Below are 18,410 nucleotides of genomic sequence, written 5' to 3'. Positions count from 1 at the left end.
AATTAACTAAAAAACCAGCCAATATGAAAACACTAACAACAATTCTAGGACTTATTATTTGCCAATTGACTTTTGGCCAGATTCCTTCACTCAGCATTCAAAATGCAGAAAAAAAACAAGACCTTGAGATATCCCAACTTAAGGTAAATGTAGATGTTGTTGGAAATATTTCAACAACAACTTTCGACATTATCTTTTATAATCCGTTTAATCGGAACCTGGAAGGTGAGTTATCGTTGCCACTTGCCGATGGTCAGGAAATCTGCAGGTATGCCTTGGAGGTTAATGGTAAATTAAGAGAAGGTGCTATCGTGGAAAAAATAAAAGCACGGCAAACTTTTGAAGCTGTCATCAGACAAAATATTGATCCCGGAATTGCGAATATCACCAAAGGAAATTTCTTTAAAACACGAATTTTTCCAATTCCGGGAAATGGGACAAAAAGAGTTGTTTTGGCAATATCTGAAACACTTCGCGGAGATGATGATAATTTGTATTATTCGCTGCCATTGAAGACATCCAAAAACATCGGTGAATTTAAGCTCGATGTAAAAGTGGTTAAGAGTCAATCTGAAGACAAGCACATTTCAACCAACTTTGAAAACATTAAATTTGACAATACGGATGACGCCTATTGTTTAAACCTCGTAAGACAAAACTTCTCATCCAATTCTCCATTGAAGTTTACAATTCCAAGATTTTCCAAATCGAATCATCAACTGTTTACTTGTGAGGTGGACGGTCAAACATATTTCTACCTGATCATAAAAACGCCAGAACTAAGCTCTGCTGAAAAAGAAGTGCCCGGGAAAATCACAATATACTGGGACAATTCATTCTCTGCATTCAATCGGGATATAGACAAAGAATTGGTTTTACTGAAAAATTACCTGCTTGCACTAAAAGGTAATAAAGAGGTTACCCTTATTACTTTTAATCAAAGGTTAGGCTCTCCTAAAATTTTTAGTATTAAACAAGATCCTGGCGAACTGATTAATTATATCAAACAGCTAAAAAACGATGGAGCTACTTGCTTAGACAAAATTAAACCGGACAAAAATTGCGACGAAATCCTCCTGTTTTCAGATGCAATAAATACAATTGGGGAAGATCAATTTGAAACTTCTGCTATTCCGGTTTATTCCATCTCGTCAAGTATAGGAAGCAATTATTCATTTTTAAAAAGAGTTGCAAGCGTGACTGATGGAGAATTCATTGATTTAAACTTTACATCAGTGGATGAAGCATTGCAAATGATGTTGCATACCGAAGAGAAATTTTTGTCGTGTAATTACAACAATTCTAAACTGAAAGAAGTCTTTCCCAATACTCCTACCCGCATAAACGGATACTTCGAGCTTGCAGGCATTTTAACCGGAGAGAAGGCAGTATTGGATGTTAATTATGGAAATAGCGGAACAATTACAAAAACTCAGACTTTTGAAATAAGCAAAATTTCAAACACTGCTATTTCCAGAATTTGGGCCGGGAAGAAGATAGCAGCCCTGGAAATGAATTACAAAAGAAACGAAAAAGAAATATTACAGCTTGGCAGTAAATTCAATATCGTCACCCCAAATACAGCCTTTATTGTTCTCGACCGGGTAGAAGACTATGTTCAATACAATATTAGTCCGCCTGAAGAATTAAAGGACGAATACAACAAAGTATTGGCAACTTTTGTGAAAGAAAAAGAGGTATCTCCTAAAGTAATTCATAAAAGAAATTTGGAGCGAATCGAAAGACTTCAGTCCTGGTATGTAAATCCAATACCAACCTCAACCAAAAACAACACACAATCAGGCGAAAATGCCGATGTACTGTTCTCCATTTCTGAAGCAGATGAAGTTATACCAATTACAAGGGAGGAAGGATCAAATCCACCTCCTCCTCCACCACCTCCGGTCAGAGATGTAGATGCATTAATGATGATTAATGATGATCTTGAATTGGCAGAAGAATCGGAAGTTGATGACTCACCTGCATTAAAAACAATTTCTAAACCTGAAATAAAGGTTCAGGCTTGGTTGCCCGATGCACCGTACATGAACGTATTGCGTGATGCTTCTGACACTGCTATTGATTCGCTCTATTATGTTTTTAAAGAGGAAAACAGAAACCGTCCGTCATTCTACATACAAGTTGCTGACTTTCTGTTTGAAAAGAAAATGAATGATAAGGCAGTTCGGATTCTATCAAATACCCTAGAACTGGATCTCGAGAATCCTGAGCTGTTAAAAGTGGTGGCAAAACGCCTGATGCACGAAGGAGAATATTCAACTGCAATTGAAATTTACGAAGAAATAAAAAGGCTTCGTCCTGAGGAACCTCAATCGTTTCGGGATTTAGCTTTGGCCTTTGCCGCAAACAAGCAATTCCAAAAGGCTTTGGATACATATTTATACATTTTAGATAGTGATTGGAATCGTTTTGAAGAAATAAAAGATGTTGTTCTTAACGAATTCAATAATCTGATTCTGTTGCACAAAACTGATCTGGACATTAAATCTGTTAATCCTGAGTATATTGTTCCAATGCCTCTGGATATCAGAATAACAATAGATTGGAGTAGCAACGAAAATGATATCGATTTATGGGTTATTGATCCGAATGGGGAGAAATGCTATTACGAGCATACCCAAACCAAAATCGGAGGAAAAATAAGCTCAGATTTCACACGAGGATACGGTCCGGAAGAATATTCGTTGAAAGAGGCAAAACGTGGCACTTATACAGTGTATGTGAACTATTTCAGTGAGGCAAGACAAACAATTACCGGCCCCGTTACTATTTATGCTACTTTATTTACCAACTATGGAACAGAGCAGCAAGAAGCCAAACACATTACAGTGCAACTCGCAGACAATAAAGAAACCAGACAAATAGGTCAGTTGGAATTTGAAAATTAACCCAAACTCATAAATATCGTTACTATTAAAATGACAAAAGAACATTAGAATAGGCTACCAGTAATTATGCTATAATAAAACCATAATATCGAAATACAGTCCAGGTGCACTTAAAGCGACCGGGCTAAAAAACTTGAATATAAAAGTGGACGGAAAAGCAGATGATAGTATCTTGCAAAACATTTTATTTATTGCAGATCAATGAATGTTATGAAATTCGTTTTTAAAATATCCCTCTTATCATTTGTACTTTTTCTGCTTTCGTGCACTACGAGCACGGATAAAAAAATGCCAAATGTGATACTGATCATGGCCGATGACATGGGCTACGAATGTGTGGGAGCTTACGGTTCCGCCTCGTATCAAACACCACGCATCGATCAGCTGGCATCGGAAGGCATACGTTTCGAGAACTGTGTTTCTCAGCCTTTGTGCACGCCTTCGCGGGTGAAAATAATGACCGGGAAATACAACTACCGTAACTATGATTATTTCGGCCATCTAAACCTTTCGGAATATACCTTCGGAAATGTGATGCAAGATGCAGGCTACGCCACCTGTATTGCCGGCAAATGGCAACTGAACGGGCTGTCGTATAAAGATCAGATTGCGGATTGGAACGACAACACCCGCCCCAATAAATTCGGATTTGATGAATATTGCCTGTGGCAACTTACCAAAGACAGAAGCGAAGGCGAACGTTATGCCGATCCGATGATCGAACAGAACGGGATGGCGCTGGAAAGAAATGCCGACATCTATGGCCCGAATATTTTTGCGGACTACATACTGGATTTTATCGAACGTAAAAAAGATCAGCCCTTCTTTGTTTACTATCCTATGGTACTGGTGCACGATCCTTTTGTTCCAACACCCGATTCAAAAGACTGGGTTGTTAAAGAAAACCGCTATAAAAACGATACCGCCTATTTTAAGGACATGGTGGCTTACACCGATAAAATTGTCGGTAAAATCATGGATAAATTAAAAGAACTGAACCTGGATGAAAACACGTTGGTAATTTTCACCGGCGATAACGGCACGCATCCAACTATCACTTCCAAAATGCGTGCGGGTACGCCTATTCAGGGAGCCAAAGGAAATACCATCGATGCCGGCACGCACGTACCTTTAATTGTTTCGTGGCCCGGGCAAATAAAGGAAAGCAGTGTTTACGAAGATCTTATTGAGTTTAGCGACTTCTTCCCGACACTCGCCGAACTGGCAGGCATTGAAGGCAAGGAAAACGACGGAAAGAGTTTTTATCCCTTGCTGGTTGGTGGCGAATACAAGCCCCGGGAAACTGCCTTTGTTCATTACGATCCTCGATGGGGAAAAAATGTAAATCAATACCGGAATCAATTTGTTCGAACGCTGGATTACAAATTGTACCAGAACAGTACATTTTTCAAGCTAACGAATGATAAACTGGAGAAATATCCCTTAACTTCAGATTCACTAAAACCTGAAGAACTGACTATAAAAGCGGCTTTGGAAAACGAGCTTAAGAAGCATCCAAAGTGGAACTAATGACGCAGATGCCGATATTCGACTACTACATTACAACACAGTTCAATTTCTAATTTTATAATCCCAACTCTGCTTTCAGAAATTTTGCGGTGTACGACTTTTTATTCAGCGCCACCTCTTCAGGAGTACCGCTGCAAAGAATTTTGCCGCCATGCTTTCCGCCTTCGGGGCCCAAATCGATGATGTGGTCGGCTACTTTAATCACATCCAGATTATGCTCGATCACAATTACGGTATTCCCTTTGTCAACGAGTTTATTGAGGACTTCGAGCAACACACGAATGTCTTCGAAATGCAGACCGGTAGTCGGTTCATCGAGAATGTAAAGTGTTTGGCCGGTATCGCGTTTGGCCAGCTCTGAGGCCAATTTTACGCGTTGTGCCTCTCCTCCCGACAGTGTTGTGGCTGACTGACCCAGCGTTATATAACCCAGTCCCACGTCTTTAAGCGTCTCGAGTTTAACGGCAATCGACGGGATATTTTCAAAAAATTCCACGCCCTGGTTGATGGTCATATCCAGCACATCGCTGATCGATTTTCCTTTGTAACGCACCTCCAGCGTTTCGCGGTTGTAGCGTTTCCCGTCGCATTTGTCGCAATGCACATACACATCGGGCAGAAAATTCATTTCAATGAGTTTGAGTCCCCCACCCTGGCATTCTTCGCAACGGCCACCTTTTACGTTAAACGAAAAACGACCGGGTTTGTAGCCCCGTATTTTTGCCTCAGGCAATTGCGAGAACAGGTTTCGGATATCGGAAAAAACATTGGTATACGTCACCGGATTTGAACGCGGTGTGCGGCCGATCGGCGACTGATCAACACGGATCACTTTATCAACAAGTTTCAATCCTTCCACCTTTTTGTAAGGCAGCGGATCCTTCACCGATTTGTAAAAATACTGGCTTAAAATGGGTTGCAGCGTTTCGTTTATCAGGGTTGATTTTCCACTTCCCGAAACACCCGTCACGCAAATAAACTTGCCTAAGGGAATTTCGATGGTCACATTCTGCAGGTTATTACCCGAGCAGCCACTAATTTTTAGAATGTCTGATTTTCCGTTTCGGCGTACCTTCGGAATTTCAATCGTTTTGCGTTCGTTCAGGTAGTCGGAAGTGAGTGTTTTGGCTTTAAGTACATCTTCCGGCTTGCCTTCAAAAACCACCTCTCCTCCATGACGGCCGGCGTGTGGCCCCATGTCGATCAGGTGATCGGCGTGCAGCATGGTATCTTTATCGTGTTCCACCACAACCACCGAGTTCCCTGAATCGCGAAGCTGCTCGAGCGCCTGAATCAGTTTCAGGTTATCGCGGTGATGAAGGCCAATACTTGGCTCGTCAAGAATATACAGCACATTCACCAGCTGCGAACCGATTTGAGTAGCCAGCCTGATACGCTGCGACTCCCCACCCGAAAGACTTTGAGCCGTTCGGTCGAGTGCGAGGTAATTCAGTCCAACACCCAGCATAAAACCCAGGCGGTCGCGAATTTCTTTGATCACTTCGGCACCAATAATGCGCTGACGTTCGGTGATCCGTTCTTCCAGACCATCGAGCCAGACACCCAGCTCATCGAGATCGAGTTTCGAGAGTTCGGAGATGTTTTTATCGTCGATTTTAAAATGCAGCGATTCCTTTTTCAGACGCATGCCGTGGCACTCGGGACACTCAATTTTCTTTACAAACTGGTTGGCCCACTTTTGTGCCTTTTTCGACGTACTTTCTTCACGCTGATTATCGATGTATTTGATAACACCATCGTAGCTCATCATGTAATTCATGCTGCTGCCCAGCGGTGTATTTTTTAGCTGTATGCGTTCGTTACTTCCAAACAGCACCGCGTCGATTCCTTCTTCAGAAATTTCTTTAACTGGCGTTTTCAAATCGAAATCGTATTTCTCGCCCAGTGCTTCGATCTGCCAGAAAATAAGCGAATTTTTAAAAGGTCCGAGCGGAGCGATCGCCCCTTTGCCAATGCTCAGGTTTCTATCGGGGATCACCTTGTCCATGTCAATCTCGGTGATGCGCCCCAACCCGTTGCATTTCGGGCAGGCTCCTTGTGGCGAGTTAAACGAAAAATTATGTGGTGCCGGTTCATTGTAGGAGATCCCGGTGGTAGGGCACATCAACAAACGGCTGTAATACTTGGCTATCTGAGTGTCGTGATCGAGGATCATCAATATCCCGTGGCCGTGTTTCAGTGCCGTTTGCACACTTTCTTTCAAACGCTTTGTATCGGCTTCATCCACAATCAGCTTATCGATCAGGATTTCGATAAAGTGGTTTTTATAACGATCGACCTTAAAATTATGCCTCAGTTCGGTGAGTTCGCCATCAACACGGGCAGTCAGAAATCCTTTCCTTAAAATCGACTCGAACAACTCGCGGTAATGTCCTTTCCGGCCTTTTACCACCGGAGCCAGAATATTGATGCGTTTTCCTGCGAAATCAGACTTTATGAGTTGGATGATCTTTTCCTCGGTGTACTTCACCATTTTTTCGCCCGTATTGTACGAATAAGCTTCGCCGGCGCGAGCATACAGCAAACGCAGAAAATCGTAGATCTCGGTTACCGTTCCAACAGTCGATCTTGGATTGCGGGTGGTCACTTTTTGCTCGATCGAGATTACTGGGCTTAATCCGGTGATCTTGTCCACATCGGGGCGTTCCATGTTACCGAGGAACGAACGCGCGTACGCCGAAAACGTTTCGATGTAGCGGCGTTGTCCTTCAGCGTAAATGGTATCGAATGCCAGCGACGATTTTCCACTGCCACTCAAACCGGTAATCACGGTGAGTTTGTTTCGCGGAATTTCCACATCGATGTTCTTCAGATTGTGAACACGTGCACCATGAACCACAATCTTTTCTTCCGATTCGAGCTCCAGTTGTTCGTCGATATCTGTTTTTGCTTTTTTAGCCATTCATCTTAGCAATACGTCATTCCGTCCTTCAATTGCAGGATAGGAACCTTTAGCAGATGCTGAATCCGCCAGTTGGCGGACAGCATGACGGGTTATAAAACTTAATTTACAATTTCGGGATTTCCACCCAGTATCTTTTTTTTCCCGAGTAAGTGAGCGTGTTTTCGCGCAACCAGGGATTAAAATCCTTAAATAGTTTGTAACTCAGTCCCTGTTCTTTTGCATAATCGGCAAAGTTGGCCACCGAGCCGGTAATTTCAACTTTTTTAGTTGGAATAACCGGGTATTTATCGGCTTCTGAAATGTAAAAATGGTATTTCTCGGGATTCTCCATAATCAGTTTCAGCGCCACGATCCGGTACACATAACGGGCTGTTTCGGTCGTGATCAACAGGTCGTAATAATCTTCCTGTTCCTGGCGGTCCATTTGCTTTTTCACACCGGTCATACCACGATTGTATGCTGCCGCAACTAGTGTCCAGCTACCAAATTTTTCGTAGGCATCTTTCAGGTAATCGCATGCCACGTATGTTGCTTTTTCGACGTGATAACGTTCATCCACTTCGCTGTTGATCTCCAAACCGTAATCTTTTCCGGTTCCTTCGAGCAACTGCCAGAAACCAACGGCACGCGCCGGAGAAACCGCACGCGGATCGAGGCCGCTTTCGGCTACTGCCAGGTATTTAAAATCATCAGGAATACCTTTTTCTTTCAGAATGGGCTCGATGATTTTAAAATAACGCGGCGCCATTTTGATGTAGCGAATGGTTTGCGAATGAAAATAGGCATTCGACAACAGTTCACGGTCGAGTGCTTCCTTCACATAGAAACGATCGAGCGGCATGGCTTCGCCGGCAAAACTTACTTTGTCGGGTAATCTAACGCTTTCGTAACGTGCTTCACCGGCTTCTTTTTTCTTTGAATCATCGGGACTTGCCGAACTCAAAACCATGACCAAAGCCACAATATTAAACAAGGTCATCACTGTCATTGCTACTCTCCATCCCTTTTTCTTACTCATCGCCATTTGATTTGATAGTCAATAATAAATATTCCTGTATCCTGAAACAGAAGGACAAAAATACAGAATTACACTAGCTTAACAATGAAACAAGCCCGACAGTTTGCCGAGCCTTAAAATATATTTATCACCAGAGATTAACTATTGTCATTGCACAGCGCTCAATGCGTTTATTAATCCGGAATGTTAGTTATTTATAAATATTTTGACGGTGACCTATCTTAATAATTTCTATTATTAATTCATCCTTTTCAATACGGTAGACTATCCTGTAATTACGAAAGCGTAATCTAAAAACATTATCGAAACCTGCCATTTTCTTTGATCTGGAAGGGACAGGATTTGCAGAAAGTGATTGAATCTGTTTCAGAATATTTCTTGCTGTTTCTTTGGGTAATTTAAGCAATTGCTTTTCTGCTGATTTTCGAAAAACTATTTTATAATTTTTCCCCATGAAGTTTTTCAAATTTTGAAATTACTTCTTCTAATGGGATCAATGGTTCGTTTACAACATTCCGAACATCATTTTCATCCTCGATAAAATCCAGATAATCCTCGATAAACTGTTTATGTTTTTCTAAATCAATTTGAACAGCTATACGCCGTCCTGCCTCATCTGTTATGTATTTAATTCCATCCATGACTTTCTTCTTGTTGCATTTCATCCAAAATTACCAAAAATGAATGAAAGTCAAAGTGTTCGCGTTACCTCTATTTATGGAAATCCGTTCATTTACTTGGTGCGAACCGCAGTTTTATACAAATGATACTATTTTCACAGCATTTCTCGTATTCAAAACATATAGTCACACCCTCACAAAAGTGAAGGCATGACGTATTTCGAACATTGTTTAATCTTCTCTGAACACCGGAATTTCACCAATTTTCTGAATGTTATTCAGGTCGGAATAATCGTACAAATAAAAACCATCGTCACCAATCATAAAAAGGTAACCGTTCACCGGAATTACATCGTAGGTATTAATGTTGGGGAAAATGGCAATCATGTGGTCGTCTATCTGGGTTTTGTCGGTAGCATCATAAACTTTAAGGCCGGCATCGCCATCACATACAAAAAGAATATCATCATCAATTCCAAGGCCGTATGGGCCATTGAGAGGGTACGAAGCAACCAGGTTATTGTCGACATAATTGTCGGCCAGTTCCAGCACATCCAGGCGATTAACCGTGCTTCCGCAGGTTGTTCCACCTCTTAAAGTAATGTAGGCATATCCATCGGCAATTACAACCGGGTCGCAACTGGTAACGTGCCAGAAATCGCTGACATAAGAAGGTACCGTTGGAACTTCGAGGCTAAAAACGATCATTCCTGATTGTGTTCCCAGAAACATATGATTATCGTACATAAACATGGTTTCCACATTCCAGCCAACGTATTGCTTTCCGATATCTTTAGGCTGCCCATCGGTTTTCACCTCGAAAATATTCAGGTTACTGTGATCAACCACATACAGGTAATCGTCGTATAATCCGAAGCGTGCCATCGAACCACCAATTCCGAAGGTTGAGCCCTGAGCTGATCCGCCACCACTGCTTAATGCTCCATCCATCATTGCAAAATCTTCGTAATAGCCCCACCTGTAAACCGGGTAGTAATGGTACTCCATTTCCTGGCGCACCCGGGTTAGCTCCCAACCAATCACCACACCTTTTTCCTCATCGATGTCGGCAACCCTATGCTCCTCATCATAAGGAGGTAAAGTATACGGAAACACATCTTCAACACGATTAAGTTCAGTTGGATTGCTGATATCGCTGATATCAATAGCTACCAAATCGATGTAACTATCGGCATAAAGTGTGTTGTTTTTGATGGCAATGTCGACGTTGCCCGGAATTTCGATAAAACCAATATTTTGCGGATCGGCAGGATTGGCATTGTTGATGATGTGCACACCCTGAAATTCTTCATTTATAAAAATCAGATCGTCTTTGAAATAAATCTTCCCGGGATTTACCAGAACGCGGGCATCGGAGTATTTCACCGAAGTTCGTAAATCTTCGTAGGAAAGATAAATCGGTTTGTTGGCTGTAAATTCTTCGGTGTATTCGTCCATGCAAGAAGTGAATCCAAATACAACCGTCAGTAAAAAGAATATATTTCGTATTGTTTTCATAGTTCAGCTTTATTTAAAAATGATACCCACTTTAACCGTTACACGGTTGTAATCAATATCCAGTTCGTAATCATCGCTTGCAGCATAATTGAGACGATGAAACTGGTAACCAACTGCGAATGTCATCCCAAAATTCTGCGAAAACATTTGCTGATAGCCAACTCCCGGGTTGATCAGAAATCCGCCTTTGGTATCAAGCGGTTCATCGCCACTTACATTTGGCCAGGGCCAGTAACTCATCCACAAGGGCACCACATCGTAATACACTGCGTTTGATTCTTCGATCGGAACCTGGTAACCAGCTTTCAGGAATACATAAGGCGATGAAAGCGAGCTCCGGAATTTATATTCGAAGTTGCCAAACACCGGCAGGTAAGATTCTTTTAAGAATTCGACACCTAAACCAAGACCGGCAGACAACCGTGGAGTAACCCGGTAATTTACCGATCCGGTAATACTGAAAGGTGCCGACTGACTGTTGTCGGCATTTCCTGCAAGCACACCCAGTTCGGTGCGATAGAACAGTTTGGAGTTGTCATTTTCGGGGACATAAGCCGGTTTACCACCTCGGTGCGAAGTGATGCTGTCAATTTCGGCCGCATCAAACATCCAGAGGCTTCCACCCGACTGAACACTGACCTTTTCAGCATCGGCAGAATAGATATATTTTCCTTTGACAACAGATCCATTCTTTAAATGAATGTACCCTTTTTCGGATTGGGCGAAGGTGGGTAAAAGAAAAACCAGCCCAAGTAATAACAGACACAATTTCTTCATTCGTTTGAATTTTAGTTTTTAGCAGCAATGCGGAAGTTTTGGACTTCCATTAACTAGTAGATGGGAAGTGGTGAAATGAGGTTGCGTGAAGAATAACTTTTTTAACAATAAAAAACGACTACTTAATTAAAATCCTGATATTCTTACAATTGAAATACTGCCTCTAATTGATATCGTTGAGCAGAAAGGAGATTAAAATCGGATTAACAGTATCGGCATGCTCTACTGCGATCATGTGTCCCGATTCCAGCACTTTAGTTTGAATATTCGGATAATCGCCGGCCAGGTTTGCGGCGAGCCTGACGTCTCCAACCAGTTTATCACTGGTTCCAAGAAACAACAACACCGGCAAATCCATTGTTTGTTTCTGCTCAGTTAACATGGGAACAGGTTGGGCAACCGAAGGAATGGTTGACGCCATAATGCAATTAAACCACTTGCCATATTTCTTATGTACAGCGGGATCTGTACCAAGCGCCCAGTTGGCTACCCAGTCTCGTATAAAATCGAAAGGATACATGGAGGCTACTGCCAGCATAAAAATGCTTGAACCGCTCAGTTGCGTAATCCCCATCGGGCAGAACAAGGCCAGTTTATCTACTTTCCCCGGATGATAATAAGCCAGGCACTGCGCGATATATCCGCCATTTGAAGCGCCAAGAACAGGAGCACTTTCGATATTCAATTCATCAAAAATCATGGAATACAGGTCGGCAATCTGCTGCCCGTTCATCGGATAGATCGATGCATCGGTGAGTTCACTCAGGTTTCCTTCTCCAATGTTGTCGATGGCAAAAATACGATAATACGGCAACAAGGGAGCCAGGTTTTCGGCCCAGGAGTGTGCCCCCATCGATGCGGCATGTAACAGTACAATTGGAGGATTTGTTTTCTCCCCACAAGCCAATACATGAACGCGGCCATACTCCGTTTCGATCAAAATATTTTCAGTATTATCCGGCCAGTTCTTTAGCTGGTCACGATAAACACGGTAGAGTTCTTTTTTTCCTGTGTCGGAAGTGTAAATGGTGGTTTTGGGACCAGGTCTGAAAGCCACAAAATTGACCACTAATAAAATGATCACAAAAGCTATGCGCGAACCAAGCGCAATAGCCCTATTCCATTTTTTACCGATTACTGCGGGCCACCAAACGAGCGAAGCAACTACCAGCAACAAAACAAGTGTTTGTACATAGGATTTCCCCAGGAAGGTGGTCAATGCGAATAATAAGAACAGGATGATGAGGAGCCATTTCAGAATCAGCCCAAAATAGTTGAGAATAGTAGACATGGTCTTTTTCAAAAAAGATACAACACAAACATAAGATAATCAATACCTTCAGCTAAAAACCCTGCCATTTCTGCTGTGGAACAATTAAAGCATAAAAAAACCGCCATCCGTCAAACGACGAACAGCGGTTTAATCTAACCAAACTAGTCCTACTTCTTACTGAGTGTAAGAGCTACTTCTTTTTCAATATCATCGCTTACAAAAACCATCTGTGGTGTATTGCCGGTATCCCAAACTTCACCATTGACTGTAACTGTAGCAGCAATATAATAATTCCCTGATTTTAGTCCGGAAAAAGAGAAATTACCTCCACTGTCAGTCGTGGTCTCTTTCAGGTGACTGGCATTTTCGTTATATAGCTTCACCGTTATTCCTGAAACAACGTTTCCACCATCAGCACTTGCAGTTCCCATAATTGTTCCTTCATCCTTGCTACATGCAAAGGCTGCAAATGCAATTATCATTATAAATAATATCTTTTTCATATTCGTATTCAATATTTAAGTTAGATTTTACTCGAGAACGTTTTTCCATTTTTCAGTTCGACCGGTGAACCAAATTGGCAGGTCAGGATCGTTATGCTGACTGATTTTTGCCCAGTTTTCAGGATCGGATGCCTGAATACTCGGATTATAGGTCATTCTTTCTTTCCATTTGAATAATTCAAACGGAGAACCAGGATTATCTCCAAGGTATTTAATTAAACGACGTGCTGCAGTATATGGAGTTTCAAAATTGAAGAAATTGTAGTGCAATTGCAACTGATAGAAAATTGCCTCTACTTTTTCCTGATCGGATAATCCATCAAAACGCTGAGCTTCGTATTCGGCATAAGCGCTTGCATCGTACTGCATAGTTGGCCTGTCTCTTTCAATCCTTGAATTATCCATATTACTTGGATAGGAAGGAGTAGTTTGTTTCGAGTACTTATTGTCCACATTCATATGATACCAGTAATCGCATGACAATATAATCGCGTTCTTGTAGTGTTCGCGTGCAGAACCGTTCACAGTACCAAAACCTCTTACGGCTGCCTCGGCCAAATTCAACTCTGTTTCAACAGCATGTAAGGTGGGGTAACGAATATCGAAGTTGTACTGTGGACGAACATTATATTCAGAAACCATGTTGCGGTCGGTACCGATGGTCCAGTTAATATCAAGGTACTGTCCACAACGTGTGCGGAAAGCTTCACGTAAATAAGCTTCACGTTTCGACAAATCGGCTGCGGCTTCATCATTTAAGTTAATGGTTTGCTCGTAACCTTCTGCACCAAATGTAATTGATGTTACATTGATGTCAGTCATGATCGGATCATTGATATAATATCCTCTCATAGCTTTGTTGAAGTAACTGTTAGCATCGGTTCCGTCATCCCATCCGGTTTCTGCGCCAACATACCTTCCCATAACATCTTTCGAGAACAGGTAAGCTACCCTTGGATCAACTGTTCCATTCATTAAACCTTCTTCTGAATTATCCCCGTCGAAATAATAGAGTGTTTCACCATTCATTTCAACACTTTTTTCAACTGGAGTGCAATGCATTACATCATCCAGGAAAAGTTTAGGAGCACGACATTCGTCAGCACGTTCTCTAAATGCACGGGTAATACCAAGTTCTACCTGCAAACGATAAGGTTCAACAATAGCAATGTCGGCTAAACCTGCCACATCATTATACGAGTCGAACAATGGTTTTCCGCTGGTTTCAGAAAGTACGGTTTGAGTAATGCCAGGTTCAACTTCACTAATTGTAAGTGCCCAACGCACACGCAATGAATTCACATATTTGCGCCACTGCATGATATCCCCCTGGAAGATAACGTCTTGCTGTGTAAAAATTGCCTGTTCTGAATCAGTTAGTTCCAAGCCAGCCAAATAGTCATCAATTTCTTTCATTTCCGCAATAATCTTCGGATAAATCTCGCTCTGTCCAATGTAGTTTGCTTTATCACCTTCAAGAGCACCAGCCGATCCTGTTTCGAAATAAGGAACTTCGTCGTAGAGATCGATCGCACGCTGATATCCTACTGCTTTTAGTACATGTAAGAGGCGCATGAATAAAACGTCCATTGTAGTACGCTCTTCTTCAGGAGTTTTGTTGAATTCCTTTTGCGCCCAAAGTACCTGTTTGATCCAGTCGCTGTTGATTTTATTAAAAACGGTTTGATTAAATCCGTTCGATCCCCAGTCACCTTCAACATCTCTTAAAGTGTAAGAGAAACCATAAGCATTGGTAGTATAATAGATCTGTACACCGGTTCCCATAACACGAGAACCACTTCTCATTTGGTGGTAGGATGCTCCATATTCACCTCTCAATAAAAATCCACGTGTACATTGCGAGGTAAAGTATCCTGCAATCACACTCACACCCGCCTTGTCGGCCTGGGCTTTTGAAAATCCATCAGGATCCTGGTACAATTCTTCCAACTTGTCCTGACAGCCAAAAGATCCCAGCAATACCAGTAGAGCGAGAATTGATTTAGAAATTATATTTTTCATCGTGTCTTCCATTTTTATAGTTTAACTTTAATTGCTAATCCAATTGAACGCTGAGAAGGTAAGGCAGTAGTTCCGTAACTACTGTTATTCCAACTGGTACCATTGGATGACTCAGGATAGGTATTTGGTGCATCTTTGTACAAGTATGCTACGTTGTTTGCAAATACCGAAAGCACTAAATTATTTAAACCAACTTTTTTCGAAATAGTATATGGTACGGTGTAATCCAATGCTATGTTACGCAATGCGATATAATCGCTTTTAAACAACCTGTCTTCAGGATAAAATCCGTTAGAGAAGTAAGAATCGTAATAGTAATCTTCAGCTGAAACAACCTGATTGTTTACATTTCCGTTGGCAAATACTCCATCCAGTAAAACACCATCGTGGTAAGTATCACCTGAAGGATTATTTCCTGCAATTTTCTTTCCGGTATTATCTAAATAATACGCAACACCACCCGATGCTTCATCCCTGTATTTCAACGATTCTTTAAGTACACCGGCAGCCATCATATAGGTTTCTCCTTCTGAAATAAAGAAGGCACCAAATGAGTAGTCCATATTAACTTTCAGGTTGAAGTTTTTGTATTGGAAAGATGTAAACAATCCACCTGTTACATCAGGCAACAATTTTCCAACCATTTTACTACTGGTCGACGAGTACTTATAGCGTGTACCACTGTCTTGAACAATGCGTTTACCATTATTCGGATCATTTTCATCCGAAGGATTGATGTAATGTTGCCATCCTGTCTGCTGGTAAATCAAACCATATTCGCCACCTACTTCGGCAACAGCATTCAAACCGTTGGTACTCCATAAAGTAAGCGAAGATAAGCTTCCATCAAGTTCTTTAACCCTTGTTTTACTTCCTGCAAATGTAAGGTCGAGGTTCCATTTAAAATCACGGCCAAATACAGGTTTTGTCTTTAACGCAAGTTCCCAACCATTGTTGGCTACATCTCCGGCATTCATTCTGATGTTGTTTACACCAAGTCCGGGAGGTGCAGTAACCGACATAATCTGGTCGTATGTATTCGAATGGTAAATCGAGAAATCAATTCCCAGACGTTGATTTGCGAAAAGGTAACTCTCCAAACCAAACTCGTATTCACGTTTTCTTTCAGGTTTCAGGTTCGGAACGAAATCATCATCCATTGGAGGAAGGTCGCTTGGAGGAGATACAATATAACCTCCGCCTGAAGCCGATACTCCAAGGTTTACGTTACTAAAGTAGCGTGGTCCGGGACGACCTACGTCTGCCCAGGATGCTCTTACCTTAAGGAATTCAATTATTTCAGGCAAATCGAGCGAACTTGATGCAATCCATGAAGCACTTACACCAGGGTAAAAGTAGCTGTTGTTTTGTGGAGGAAGAATTGAAGACCAGTCGTTACGAACCTGTGCTTCAACATAAACCTGGTCTTTCCAGGCCAACTGAGCTGATCCCAGTAAACTGTATAAAATATCTTCTCCGTTTTCGTACATATAAACAGGTTGTACACCAGAAGGAAGGTTCGAAAATGAGAAGAAGTTTGGAATTACCATTCCTCCAATTTGTGTGGCTCCTTTCATTTCCATGTAATTCTGACGAATAACTCCACCTACAAAACCTGAAATATTAAATTCGTTTACATCTGTATCAAAGTTGATCATTCCCTGACCATAAGTTTTGCGGATAATCCTTGCCTGGTCTGTAAAAACAGCACCACTGTTAGGTCCAATTAAACTTGGGTCCTGCAATTTTCCTTTGTAAACACTTCTTTCATTGGTATTATCCAATCCACCCATGATGGTTGCACTGAAGGTTTTATTCAGTTTCAGATCAACAGTAAGTGATTGAATGTTGTGAATACGATCAAAATTCGATTCATTTTGGGTCCAGTCCCAAAGTGTACCAACAATTGACTGACGACCTGTTGAAACAAAATTGGTAAGGTTAGGATTTGCAAAATAGTTGTATCCATCCTCAGTAACCATGTATTGTTCTAACAAGGCTACATCAATATCAGCAGAATATGCTCCCAGGCTTGCCCTTGCACCCTGCGCATCAAACGAACCGGCATAGGCTGAATTAAGGTTACTTGTAACATAATAGTTACCTGAGTATTTTACTGTGATGTAATCATTCATTTTGTACATGGCACTAATACTAAAAGTATTTTTGTCGTATTCCGATCCTGGGTATACCGGGTCGAGCTGCATATTAGTGTATGAAAAACGAATCGATCCTTTATCGTTACCAGAGCTTAATGCCACGTTGGTAGTGTTTTGACGTCCCTGCTCAAATAACTGATCATAAATTGATTTATCCTGAGCAACCCATGGGCGGGTAGTTCCATCCCACCATTTCAGTTGAACACTAGGATCGAATTTTGGTCCGAAAGCACTTCCGCTGTAATCCAAGGTTCTTACACCATTTTCATCCAGGTAATAACCTTGTGCATCGGTTTGGGAATTACTCGGGCTTCTACCTGTACCATACTGGTCTTGTAATTCAGGCATAAAAGCAATGTTATCCCACGATGTTGTGAACGAAGCAGAAATTCCTAATCCACCACTTCTTGAACCACTTTTTGTGGTAATTAAAATAACACCGTTGGCACCTTCACTTCCGTAAAGAACCGAAGCTTTTGCGCCTTTAAGAATCTCAAAGGATGCAATATCATCAGGGTTGATGTCGTTGATACCGGTACCATTATCCCTACCCGTACGGGCATTATAATTCATCCCTGTATTTTCATCGTGAATTGGAACACCGTCAACAACAATTAACGGACGTGTTGTTGAATTGGCATCAAAAGAAACTGCGTTACGAATGTTGATTTTCATACCACCAGCCGGGCCTGTTGCTGTTGAAGCAACCTGAACACCCGCAGCACTACCGTACAATGATTGTAAAGCGTTTACCGGCGTACCACTGGCCAGAATTCTTTCGTTATCCACTTTAGCAACAGAATAACCCAGGGCTTTTGCTTCTTTTTGAATACCCAAAGCTGTTACTACAACTTCATCAAGACCAACTGTACTGGCCTTCATTACTACATCAATTGTTGAACGGCCGGCAACGGTTTCTTCCACCATTTCCATCCCAACAAATGAATAAACCAGTATTGCATCATCTTTAACGGAAAGAGAATACTTTCCATCAATATCGGTCACGGTACCGTTTGCAGTACCCTGCTCCAAAATTGACACACCGGGAATGCCCAGGCCATCATCGCCTGTCACCGTCCCCGATACTGTTTGTTGTGCGTAAGCACTACCTAGTAGTGCAAAACACATTACCAAAATCAAAAAAATCTTTTGCAT

The 18,410-nt window shown here is 41.7% G+C and carries 12 protein-coding genes; 2 read left to right on the top strand and 10 right to left on the bottom strand.

Features of this window, described 5'->3' with window-relative positions:
* Positions 1–23 precede the first annotated feature (23 nt).
* On the top strand, positions 24–2,909 hold the full coding sequence (locus tag HFD85_RS05500; protein WP_167605889.1) for a VIT domain-containing protein: 2,886 nt from the start codon (positions 24–26) through the stop codon (positions 2,907–2,909).
* Positions 2,910–3,197: 288 nt separating this feature from the next.
* Entirely contained in the window at positions 3,198–4,439 is a 1,242-nt protein-coding gene (locus HFD85_RS05495) for a sulfatase family protein (protein ID WP_167605887.1), read from the top strand.
* 55 nt (positions 4,440–4,494) lie between these two features.
* Here HFD85_RS05495 and uvrA read toward each other — a convergent pair whose 3' ends face one another.
* The 10 genes from uvrA to HFD85_RS05445 form a co-directional block, all read right to left on the bottom strand.
* Positions 4,495–7,362: an excinuclease ABC subunit UvrA gene (uvrA, locus tag HFD85_RS05490; RefSeq protein WP_167605884.1), complete on the bottom strand. Its 2,868-nt coding sequence runs from the start codon at positions 7,360–7,362 to the stop codon at positions 4,495–4,497.
* 106 nt (positions 7,363–7,468) lie between these two features.
* Positions 7,469–8,383 (bottom strand): lytic transglycosylase domain-containing protein, encoded by a 915-nt coding sequence (locus HFD85_RS05485; RefSeq protein WP_206081865.1) that lies wholly within the window; start codon positions 8,381–8,383, stop codon positions 7,469–7,471.
* Positions 8,384–8,573: 190 nt separating this feature from the next.
* Positions 8,574–8,837, bottom strand: a complete 264-nt coding sequence (locus HFD85_RS05480) for a type II toxin-antitoxin system RelE family toxin (protein WP_167605881.1) — start codon at positions 8,835–8,837, stop codon at positions 8,574–8,576.
* On the bottom strand, positions 8,821–9,024 hold the full coding sequence (locus tag HFD85_RS05475) for a hypothetical protein (protein ID WP_167605878.1): 204 nt from the start codon (positions 9,022–9,024) through the stop codon (positions 8,821–8,823). Before HFD85_RS05475 ends, HFD85_RS05480 begins: the two co-directional genes overlap by 17 nt.
* A gap of 210 nt (positions 9,025–9,234) precedes the next feature.
* Positions 9,235–10,521, bottom strand: coding sequence for an LVIVD repeat-containing protein (locus tag HFD85_RS05470; RefSeq protein WP_167605875.1), 1,287 nt, complete (start codon positions 10,519–10,521; stop codon positions 9,235–9,237).
* Positions 10,522–10,530: 9 nt separating this feature from the next.
* A complete protein-coding gene (locus tag HFD85_RS05465; RefSeq protein ID WP_167605872.1) occupies positions 10,531–11,298 on the bottom strand; it encodes a porin family protein in 768 nt (255 codons plus the stop codon).
* Positions 11,299–11,461: 163 nt separating this feature from the next.
* Complete coding sequence (locus HFD85_RS05460; RefSeq protein ID WP_167605869.1) at positions 11,462–12,589, bottom strand: alpha/beta fold hydrolase; 1,128 nt, start codon at positions 12,587–12,589, stop codon at positions 11,462–11,464.
* A gap of 149 nt (positions 12,590–12,738) precedes the next feature.
* A complete protein-coding gene (locus HFD85_RS05455) occupies positions 12,739–13,074 on the bottom strand; it encodes an SdrD B-like domain-containing protein (RefSeq protein WP_167605866.1) in 336 nt (111 codons plus the stop codon).
* Positions 13,075–13,101: 27 nt separating this feature from the next.
* Positions 13,102–15,096: a SusD/RagB family nutrient-binding outer membrane lipoprotein gene (locus HFD85_RS05450; protein WP_167605863.1), complete on the bottom strand. Its 1,995-nt coding sequence runs from the start codon at positions 15,094–15,096 to the stop codon at positions 13,102–13,104.
* A gap of 14 nt (positions 15,097–15,110) precedes the next feature.
* Positions 15,111–18,410: a SusC/RagA family TonB-linked outer membrane protein gene (locus HFD85_RS05445; protein WP_167605860.1), complete on the bottom strand. Its 3,300-nt coding sequence runs from the start codon at positions 18,408–18,410 to the stop codon at positions 15,111–15,113.

This window comes from Maribellus sediminis (assembly GCF_011799805.1).
GTDB lineage: Bacteria > Bacteroidota > Bacteroidia > Bacteroidales > Prolixibacteraceae > Draconibacterium > Draconibacterium sediminis_A.
The sequence above is the reverse complement of the archived record's forward strand: the minus strand, read 5'-3'. Positions and strand labels throughout refer to the sequence as shown.